The following is an 8,968-nucleotide window of genomic DNA, read 5'->3' on the forward strand; positions in this document are numbered from 1 at the left end:
TCTGACGTAGCGTCGATGCGGTGGCGAACGACGACCGGTCACCGCACCGCCCGCGCGGTACCCGGGGTCCGGATCGAGATCAAGAACGTCGGTTCCCGAACGGGTCAAGCTCGGCGGACGACATCACACCTGTCGTCCGCCGAGCCGCCGCGGGTCACTCGATACCCAGCTCGGCCAGCCGCGCCCGGTAGCGCTCGATACCGGCGAGCTTGACGTCCTCATAGCCACGGACCAGCTCGGCGGCCTGCGCCGCCGCCACGGCCGTCGCATACGTCTCGGCCGTGAGACGGGCGGCAAGCCGCAGCATCAGCGCCCGATATTCCGCGGCCAGGGACCGCTCCAGCCGCCGCACGGCGGTCCGGCCGAACGGATCGAACGGCGTGCCGCGCAGCACCTTGCCGCGCGCCAACACCTTCAACACCGGCCGCAGCCACGGACCGAACGCCATCTTCGAGTCCCGGCCCATGGCGCGCAGCAGCGGTGGATGCAACCGGTAGCGCAGCCTGCGCCCGCCCGGCACCTCGGCGGCGAGCCGCGCCTCGAAATCCGCGGCGGTCAGCAGCCGCGCCACCTCGTACTCATCCTTGTAGGCGACGAGCCTGTGCAACCCCCGGGCGACGGCCGCGGAGAAGTCGGTGGACTCCCCCACCGCGCGCTCGGCCCGCCACACGGCGAGCACGTCCGCGACATAACGACGTGCGGTCCGCTCATCCTGGAACCCCGTGAGATCCGCGGCCCGGATCTCGGCCAGCCGCCGGGTCTCCCCCGCCAGCTCACCGAGATCGAGACCGATGGGCACGCGTGGGGTCCCATCCACGCGGTCGGCCGGCCCGGCCGTCGCTGCGGCGAAGGCCGCCGGATCGGCGACGGCGACTCGCCCCCACCGGAAGGCCGCGATGTTGACCGCCACCGCGAGGCCGTTGAGCTCGATCGCCCACTCGATCGCCGCGGCCGAGACCGGTACCACTCCGGACTGGTAGGCGGCCCCGACCAGCAGCAGGTTCGCCGGCAGGGTGTCACCGAACAGCGCGAGCGCGGCGGCCTGGGCATCGATCCGGACCACCTCCCGGCTCACCCGCGCGATCCGCCTCACCAGCGCGTCGGTATCCGGGGCCGCGACCGCCGCGTCCCGGACCATCGCGCCGGTCGGCACAGCGCTCGTCGAGACCACGGCCGTGGTGAGCTCCGGTGCGGCGTAGGCCAGGTTCCTCAGGTCGGCGCCGACGAGCGGGTCGAAGGCGAGGTAGCAGCGCGCCTGCGCGGTCCCGATCCGGTTGGCCGGACCGAGGGCTGCCTCGTCGGCCGCGATCCGCAGATGCGAGGTGACCGGCCCGGCCTTCTGCGACAGCCCGGTCTGGTCGACACCGTGCACCGCGAGGCCGTCGCGGACCGCGGCGGAGCCGAGCACCTGGTTGACCGTGACGATGCCGGTACCGCCGATCCCGGCCAGGAACACCTCACCCGAGGGGCCGCGGGGCACGTCCGGGACCCACGGGGGCTCGGGCCAGGTGGTCGCCGGCGACATGGGCCGGGCCCCGGGCGGCAGCTCGATCGTCACGAACGACGGGCAGTCGCCGTCCAGGCAGGAGTAGTCGGTGTTGCACGCGGTCTGGTCGATCCGCGTCTTGCGACCGAACTCGGTCTCCACGGGCTGCACCGCCAGGCAGTTGCTCTTCGCCCCGCAGTCGCCGCAGCCCTCGCACACCGCCTCGTTGATCACGACGCGCATCGGCCGCACCGGCAGCGTGCCGCGCCTGCGCATCCGGCGAGACTCGGCGGCGCACCGCTGGTCGTAGACGAGCACCGTGACTCCCTGGACCTCACCGAGGATCCGTTGCGCCGCATCGATCCGGTCGCGGTGCCACAGGTCGACGCCCGCGGGCAGTGGCGGTAGCGCGCCGTACCGCTCCGGCTCGTCGGCGCACACGATGATCTTCTTGACCCCCTCGGCGAGGAGCTTGGTCGCCAGCGCCGGGACCTCGAGCCCACCCTCGGCGTCCTGCCCACCGGTCATCGCGACGGCCCGGTTGTAGAGCAGCTTGAAGGTGATCGACACCCCGGCCGCGACGCAGGCCTGCACGGCGAGCTGCCCGGAATGCGCGAACGTGCCGTCGCCCATGTTCTGGTACATGTGGCCCGCCGCGGTGAACGGGGACTGACCGATCCACTGCGCGCCCTCGCCACCCATCTGGGTGATCGAGGAGACCTCGGCGGACGGCCGCGGCGTGATCGCGACCATGGCGTGGCAGCCGATCCCGCCGCCCGCGACAGCACCCTCGGGCACCGCGGTGGACCTGTTGTGCGGACATCCGGAGCAGAAGTAGGGGGTGCGCTCGACCGGCAGGATCTCCAGTACCGGGCGGGACACGGGCGGCGCCAGCTCGAGTCGGGCGCCCAGCACCCGGCGCAGCGGCCCGGCCAGCGCGGCGGCGGTGAGCTCGCCCGCGGCCGGGATGAGCGGCACCCCCTCGACGTCGCGCTCGCCGAGGACCGCGGGCGCATCCGGCAGCCCGTACAGCGCGTCGCGGACCGCAGACTCGAGGAAAGCCGACTTCTCCTCCACGACCAGCACCGTGTCCAGCCCGGTGGCGAACTCCCGGACCAGGTCGCGTTCGATCGGATGGACCATGCCCAGCCGCAGCAGCCGGATCCCGGCGCGGCGGCACGCCGTGTCGGGATCCGGGTCGTCGAGACCGAGGTCGCGCAGAACCTGTCGCACGTCGGTGAACGCCTTGCCCCCCGCGACGATGCCCAGCCAGGCCCCGGGCGGGTCGACCTCGACCCTGTTGATCGGGTTGGCGGCAAGAAAGGCATGCAGCATCGCGGAGCGTGGACCGTACAGCTGCTCCTCGGCCCGCAGCGACGCCGGCGGAACCAGCATCGGCACCTGCTCGTAGACCCAGGGCCGCCCCGCCCATTCCAGCTCCGGGACGGTGATGCCGACGTCACCGCAGTCAGCCGCGAGGGTGTAGACACCGTCCGCGACATCGGCGGTGATCTTCATGCCGACCCACATGCCCGACGCCCGCGACAACGCCACCCCGTACCGGCCCAGCCGGATGATCTCCTGGGCGTTCGCCGGGTAGAGCACCGGCAGCCCGTACCCGGCCAGGGTGCGTTCGGAGACGCACGGAATGGTCGAGGACTTGCAGCCCGGATCGTCGCCGGCGAGCACGAGCACACCCCCGGCGGGATGCGCCCCGCACATGTTGCCGTGCCGCATCGGGTCGCCCGCCCGGTCGACGCCGGGCGCCTTGCCGTACCAGACCCCCACCACCCCGTCGACGGTGCGCCCGTGGCCGGGTACCGCCACCTGGCTGCCCCACACCGCGGTGGCCGCGAGTTCCTCGTTCACGCCGGGAACGAACGTCAGCCCGGCGGTCCGCGCCAGCTCCGGCGCGGCGGCGAGGGTCTTGTCCAGCCCGCCCAACGGACTGCCCTGGTAGCCGGAGACGAACGACGCGGTGTGCAGGCCCGCCGCGGCGTCGGCCGCGTGCTGTTCGGCCAGCAGCCGGGCGATCGCCTGGACACCGGTCAGCAACACCGGGCCGGTTCGCGCGCGGTAGCGGTCGCGCAGCTCGAAGTCGACGGGGGTGGCGTCGGGTCGGCTGTCCTGGACGGTCATCGGCATCACTCCACCTGACGGGTCGTGCATGCAGGAGTCCCACCGGCACAGTCGGCGGCGGCCGCACTGCTCACACTCTGCCTCACCCCGGTCAGACGCGCGTCAGGCGATGCGCGCTCGGCGCCCGACCCGGCGGTCGGCTCCGGCCGCGGTGAGCGTTCCGGAGAATGAAACGACGCCGGTGACGGACAGCGGCTCTCCCGTCACGATCGGCGGCGACCGCACTCCTGGAGGACACCAATGCCCGTGACGGATGCGCCCGCCAAGGCTCGGGCGCTCTACGAAGCCCGTCGAACCCGGATCCCGATCCCGCCGTTCACCGACACCGAACCCGACCTGGACATGGCCGACGGGTATGCGATCCAGGCGGAGCTCGTGCCGCTGCTGCTGGCCGACGGCGACCGGATCATCGGGCACAAGGTCGGGCTGACCTCGACGGCGATGCAGCAGCTGATCGGCGTCGACTCCCCGGACTACGGTCCGGTCCTCGCCTCGACCGTCTACCGCGACGGCGACACGATCCCGCTCGACCGGTTCATCCAGCCCAAGATCGAGGCCGAGATCGTCTTCGTGCTCGGCGATCGGCTGGCAGGCCCCGGGGTCACCGTCACCGAGGCACGGGCCGCGATCGCCGGCGCGGTGGCCGGCATGGAGATCGTCGACTCCCGGATCGCGGACTGGCGGATCAAACTCGCCGACACCGTCGCCGACCTCGCGTCCAACGGCGCGATGGCCACCTCCAGCCGGATCGTCCCGCTCGACGGGCTGGACCCCCGGCTGATCGGGATGACGCTGACGCGCAACGGCGAGCTGATCGACACCGGCGCGGGCGCTGCCGCGCTCGGCGACCCCGTCGCGGTCGTCGCCTGGCTGGCGAACGTGCTCGGCGAGCACGACCTCGCCCTCGAGACCGGACACCTGATCATGACGGGCGCGCTGCACGCGGCGGTGCCGATGGAAGCCGGGGACGTGTTCCGGGCCGAGTTCGACCGGTTGGGGCCGGTGACCATCCGGGTCGGAGGGAGTGCCTGATGACCGTCGACACCGCCGAGCTGGCCGCGCGCCTGACGAAGGCCGTCGCCGGCCGGACCGCGATCGAGCCGCTCTCCACCGAGTTCCCCGAGCTCGACCTCGCCGGTGGATACGCCGTGCAGGGCGAGCTGCGCACCGCCGCGGGACCGCTGGTCGGCTGGAAGCTGGGTCTCACCTCGCGGGCCAAGCAGGCGCAGGTCGGGGTGAGCGAGCCGATCTCCGGGTTCCTCGCCGGGGCCAATGCGCTCGATCTGGGCGAGCCGCTGGACACCGGCCACCTCATCCAGCCCCGGTGCGAGCCCGAGATCGTCTTCATCCTCGGCCGCGACCTGGCCGGCCCGCACGTGACCGCGGCCGACGTCCTCGCGGCCTCGTCCGGGGTGGCCGCCGGGATCGAGGTGATCGACTCCCGGTACCGCGACTACCGCTTCACCATGGCCGACGTCGTCGCCGACAACACCTCCGCGGGGCGGTTCGTGGTCGGGACCCCGATCCTGCCGGCCGGGATCGACCTGCGGCTGGTCGGGGTGGTGCTGGAGCGGAACGGCGAGATCGTCGCGACCGCGTCCGGTGCGGCGTCGCTCGGGCATCCCGCTGCCGCCGTGGCGTGGTTGGTCCGCAGGCTGGCCGCCGGCGGCGAGGGACTGCACGCGGGCGAGATCGTGTTCTCCGGCGGGCTGACCGCCGCGACTCCCGTCACCGCTGGTGACGTCGTGGTCGCCTCGATCGACCGGCTCGGGACCGTCGAACTCGGCTGCCGCTGAGCCCCCGTGAGTGCGTAACAGTGTAAGAACACTGTTACGCACTCACGGGGCCGGGTGAGCTGGGCCGCTCCGGTCGGCGACCTGCGCCGGGGCCTGTTCGGTCGAGGCGACGCACGACGGCACCCGGGGATGCCGACCCCGACTACCCTGGCACCGGTGAGCTCCTCGCGATTCCGCTCGTTCGTCGCGGGAATGTTGGTGGGCAACAGCGCACCGCATCTGGCCACCGCCATCACCGGCAGACGTCATCTGACGCCCCTGGCGGGCCGGGACTCCGGTCCGGGCGCCAACGCCGCCTGGGGCATGATCAACCTGCTGTCCGGTCTGCTGCTGCTCTCGCCCGATCGGCACCGGGCCCCGGCGAGCTGGAACTCGGACCTGCTCGCGTTCGAGGCGGGCGTCGCCGCTTTCGCGACCTGGCAGGTCGTCGCGGAGCGGATCCTGCGGGTCACTGTCCGGGGCTGACCCCGCGCCCGGCCGGATGGTCAGGCCGCGGCGGGCACAGCGCAGCGCTGGCGGTCCCATTCCAGGTATCGCTGCGTCTCGGCGAGGAACGCGCCCGCCAGCCACAGCGCGACGACGGAGTCGTCGACGAGACCGAGGACCATCAACGCCGCCTCGGGTACCACATCGAGCGGCGAGACGAGGTAGGCGACCGCGAGCGCGAACAGGGCCAGCCTGCCGTGCGTCAGCCCCGGGTAGCGCCCGGTGAACGCGCCACCGACCATCCGGGGCAGCACGCGCACCCGCGCACCGAGCCCGGGATCCCCCGGCCTGCCCACGTGCGTCACAACGCGCCTCAGCGCATGGAACGCGGCGACCCGGCGTGGGGTCATCGCAGGGACTTGCGGTCGGACCGGCTGGACACCGCAGACCACAGCGCCACCCCGGCGAACACCAGCGCGCCGATCACGACCGCCCAGGCCAGAAACTTGAACATCGCCCCGATCACGGAGATCGCGATCCAGATCAGGAGCAAGACCCCGAGCACCTTCAGCATTGCCAGTCCTCCCGTCGACCGCTTGCTCTCAGTCTCCACCAACAGGACGAATCGATGCATCCGGGAGTTCCCCGGATCCGCTCTGCGGGTCTCCCCTATCGTGACCGATCGGCCCCGATCCCGCTCCCGACGACACCCTGGAGTCCCGACGATGCGCCTGGCCCTGCGCGCCGCCCTGCTCATCCCCGTCCTCGTGGCGGCGGGCGGGTGTGGCGGTTCGGCCGGCGACGACCTCCCGGCGGTCGCGCCACCGGTGTCAGCGGATTCGCCGTTCTGCGTCGCGGTGCAGGCCAACATCGACGCAGCCCGGCCGCTCGCGATGCTGGCGGTGGACGGGGCCGTGGCCGACCTGGACACCGTCGCAGCGTCGATCCGACGGACCAACCAGCAGGTCATCGACACCGCACCCGCACAGATCCGCCCTGACTTCGAGCACGCCGCACAGGTCGCCGAGTTGCAGCTGCGGGCCCTGGAGGCGGGTGGCGACCCGGCTGCCATCGGGACCGACCCCGAGCTCGCGCGGCGGGCGGGGGACCCCGCGTTCGTCGAGGCGAGCCGACGGGTGCAGGCCTACATCGACCAGCACTGCGGTACCCCTCGTTGATCAGCCGTGCGATGCCGCACGCAGCTGGTACCCGGCCAACGCCTGGCGTGGGGTCGGCCCTCCCGGACCGACTCCGGTTAGGGTCGCGGCGTGGCGGACGCGACGGTGGCCCGACAGCTCCTCGACACGATGCGCCGGCACGGAGCGCGGACCGTGTTCGGCCTGCCCGGGGTGCACAATCTGGAATTCTGGCGCGATCCGACGGGCGCCCCGGTGGTCGTCCGGCACGAGCAGGCGGCGGTCTATGCCGCCGACGGCTGGGCGCGGCGCACCGGGCGGCTCGGCGCCGCCGTCGTCACGACCGGGCCGGGCGCGGCGAACGCCGTGGCCGCGTTCGGTGAGGCCGCGGCAGCCGGATCGCCGGTGCTGCTGGTGGCCTCGGAGATTCCGCAACGGCTGCGCAGGCCCGGCCGCCTGCGTGGGGTCCTGCATGAGTCTCGGGATCAGGCCGCGCTGTTCGCGCCACTGGCCAAGGCCGTGTTCCGCCCGCGGACCGCGGCCGCGGTGGCCGCAGCGGTCGACGCGGCCGTCGTGACCGCGCTGCGCGAGCCACGCGGGCCGGTCTACCTCGACGTGCCCGCCGACGTCCTCGGCGACGTCGAAGCCCCCGGACCGGCGTCGGTGGTGTCGCCCGATCCGCTGCCGGACGGCGCCGACCTCGACGCCGCCGCGAGGCTGCTGCGAGACGCCCGGGTCGTGTTGTGGGCGGGCAGGTCGGCGGTCGAGGCCGCGGCGGATGTCGCGGCACTGGCCGAGCGGCTCGGGGCGCCCATCGTCACCAGCTATCAGGCGCGGGGCATGCCGGGGGCGCTCGGCGTGCCGCCGCACGAGCCCGAGGTGGCACAGCTGATCGGGACGGCCGACGTGCTGTTCGCCATCGGCGGCGACCTCGACGGGATGAACACACGGAACTGGACGATGCCCCGCCCGGCCCGGCTCGTCACCGTCGACGCGGCCGCCCCGATCGACCCACCGGAGTGGAGCGCCGACGCCGCGGTGACCGGGCGGGTGGACCGGGCGCTTGCGGGGCTGCTCGCACGGCTTCCGCAGCACCCCGAATGGGCCCCTACCGACCTGCGCAAACAGATCATCGACCGGCTGCGCGCCGACCCGGCGAGCACCGAGGCGGTCGCCCTGCTCGACGCCGTCGACGCCGCCCGGACCGCGGACACGATGCTGGTCTGCGACATGGCGGTCGCCGGGTACTGGGTGGGCGGGTACGCGCTCGTGCCCGCCCCGCGCGGGCTGGCCTATCCGATCGGCTGGGGCACCCTGGGATTCGGGCTGCCCGCCGCGCTCGGGGCCGCCGCGGCGGGTGGTCCCGTACTCGCGGTCTGCGGCGACGGTGGGCTCGCGATGGGGCTGGGTGAACTCGCCACGCTCGTGCAGGAGCGACTGCCCGTCACGGTCCTCGTGGTCGACGACGGCGGATACGGGATGCTGCGCTACGACCAGGAGCGGGCGGGGACGCCGCAGTCGGGTGTCGACCTGCTGACCCCGGACTTCCTCACGCTCGCCGGGGCGTTCGGGCTGCCCGCAACCGGCGTCCCGGAGATCGGAGGCGACCTGTCCGCCGTCCTGGCGCAGGCGCTGCGGAGCGGGGCACCGCACCTGGTTCGGGTACCGGCGCGGCTGCTGCCGCCGCGCACGACGTCGCCCCGTTGGCACGAGGACTGAGAACGCCCCCCGGCGAGGAGCCGGCCCACGCCAACCGTCTCTGTCGATCCAGTTGCGATATATCGTGTTACTATCGGACTTGCCCTCAGGCGAGGGCATCCGAAAAGACGATCAAGGAGACGAACAGTGCATGCCATGAACCCCCCGTGGGATCACCACTGGTTCCGGTTCCGGGGCGTCCCGGGCCCCCGCACCGCGTTCCGGGCCGCCGCGATGACCGACGACCCCTCAGGGGCCGAGGAGCACCACCACCGCCACGGCGGCCC

The 8,968-nt window shown here is 73.1% G+C and carries 8 protein-coding genes; 5 read left to right on the top strand and 3 right to left on the bottom strand.

Features of this window, described 5'->3' with window-relative positions:
* Positions 1-154 precede the first annotated feature (154 nt).
* On the bottom strand, positions 155-3,631 hold the full coding sequence (locus ACFQE5_RS12095; RefSeq protein WP_379584962.1) for an indolepyruvate ferredoxin oxidoreductase family protein: 3,477 nt from the start codon (positions 3,629-3,631) through the stop codon (positions 155-157).
* 234 nt (positions 3,632-3,865) lie between these two features.
* On the opposite strand from ACFQE5_RS12095, the gene ACFQE5_RS12100 reads away from it, so the two are divergent.
* The 3 genes from ACFQE5_RS12100 to ACFQE5_RS12110 all read left to right on the top strand — a co-directional run bounded on the left by ACFQE5_RS12100 (position 3,866) and on the right by ACFQE5_RS12110 (position 5,886).
* A complete protein-coding gene (locus ACFQE5_RS12100; RefSeq protein WP_379584963.1) occupies positions 3,866-4,657 on the top strand; it encodes a 2-keto-4-pentenoate hydratase in 792 nt (263 codons plus the stop codon).
* Complete coding sequence (locus ACFQE5_RS12105; protein ID WP_379584964.1) at positions 4,657-5,421, top strand: 2-keto-4-pentenoate hydratase; 765 nt, start codon at positions 4,657-4,659, stop codon at positions 5,419-5,421. The genes ACFQE5_RS12100 and ACFQE5_RS12105 overlap by 1 nt, the downstream gene beginning before the upstream one ends.
* Positions 5,422-5,577: 156 nt before the next feature.
* On the top strand, positions 5,578-5,886 hold the full coding sequence (locus ACFQE5_RS12110; protein ID WP_379584965.1) for a hypothetical protein: 309 nt from the start codon (positions 5,578-5,580) through the stop codon (positions 5,884-5,886).
* A 20-nt stretch (positions 5,887-5,906) separates the two neighbouring features.
* On the opposite strand, the gene ACFQE5_RS12115 is transcribed toward ACFQE5_RS12110, so the two are convergent.
* Both ACFQE5_RS12115 and ACFQE5_RS12120 read right to left on the bottom strand, forming a co-directional pair.
* Positions 5,907-6,257 carry a YkvA family protein gene (locus ACFQE5_RS12115; RefSeq protein ID WP_379584966.1) on the bottom strand — a complete coding sequence of 117 codons (351 nt, stop codon included), beginning with the start codon at positions 6,255-6,257 and terminating at the stop codon, positions 5,907-5,909.
* Complete coding sequence (locus tag ACFQE5_RS12120) at positions 6,254-6,421, bottom strand: hypothetical protein (protein ID WP_379584967.1); 168 nt, start codon at positions 6,419-6,421, stop codon at positions 6,254-6,256. Before ACFQE5_RS12120 ends, ACFQE5_RS12115 begins: the two co-directional genes overlap by 4 nt.
* A gap of 151 nt (positions 6,422-6,572) precedes the next feature.
* Here ACFQE5_RS12120 and ACFQE5_RS12125 point away from each other — a divergent pair, with 151 nt between their 5' ends.
* Both ACFQE5_RS12125 and ACFQE5_RS12130 read left to right on the top strand, forming a co-directional pair.
* The gene (locus tag ACFQE5_RS12125) at positions 6,573-7,025 is read left to right on the top strand and encodes a hypothetical protein (RefSeq protein WP_379584968.1); all 453 of its coding nucleotides are present in this window, start codon (positions 6,573-6,575) and stop codon (positions 7,023-7,025) included.
* A 90-nt stretch (positions 7,026-7,115) separates the two neighbouring features.
* Positions 7,116-8,702, top strand: coding sequence for a thiamine pyrophosphate-binding protein (locus tag ACFQE5_RS12130; RefSeq protein ID WP_379584969.1), 1,587 nt, complete (start codon positions 7,116-7,118; stop codon positions 8,700-8,702).
* Positions 8,703-8,968: the final 266 nt, after the last annotated feature.

It is taken from the genome of Pseudonocardia hispaniensis (assembly GCF_042658695.1).
Lineage (GTDB): Bacteria > Actinomycetota > Actinomycetes > Mycobacteriales > Pseudonocardiaceae > Pseudonocardia > Pseudonocardia hispaniensis.

Coding starts and splice junctions, on each gene's coding strand:
- ACFQE5_RS12115 (WP_379584966.1), bottom strand. CDS start 6,257: ATGACCCCACGCCGGGTCGCCGCGTTCCATGCGCTGAGGCGCGTTGTG.
- ACFQE5_RS12105 (WP_379584964.1), top strand. CDS start 4,657: ATGACCGTCGACACCGCCGAGCTGGCCGCGCGCCTGACGAAGGCCGTC.
- ACFQE5_RS12120 (WP_379584967.1), bottom strand. CDS start 6,421: ATGCTGAAGGTGCTCGGGGTCTTGCTCCTGATCTGGATCGCGATCTCC.
- ACFQE5_RS12095 (WP_379584962.1), bottom strand. CDS start 3,631: ATGCCGATGACCGTCCAGGACAGCCGACCCGACGCCACCCCCGTCGAC.
- ACFQE5_RS12100 (WP_379584963.1), top strand. CDS start 3,866: ATGCCCGTGACGGATGCGCCCGCCAAGGCTCGGGCGCTCTACGAAGCC.
- ACFQE5_RS12125 (WP_379584968.1), top strand. CDS start 6,573: ATGCGCCTGGCCCTGCGCGCCGCCCTGCTCATCCCCGTCCTCGTGGCG.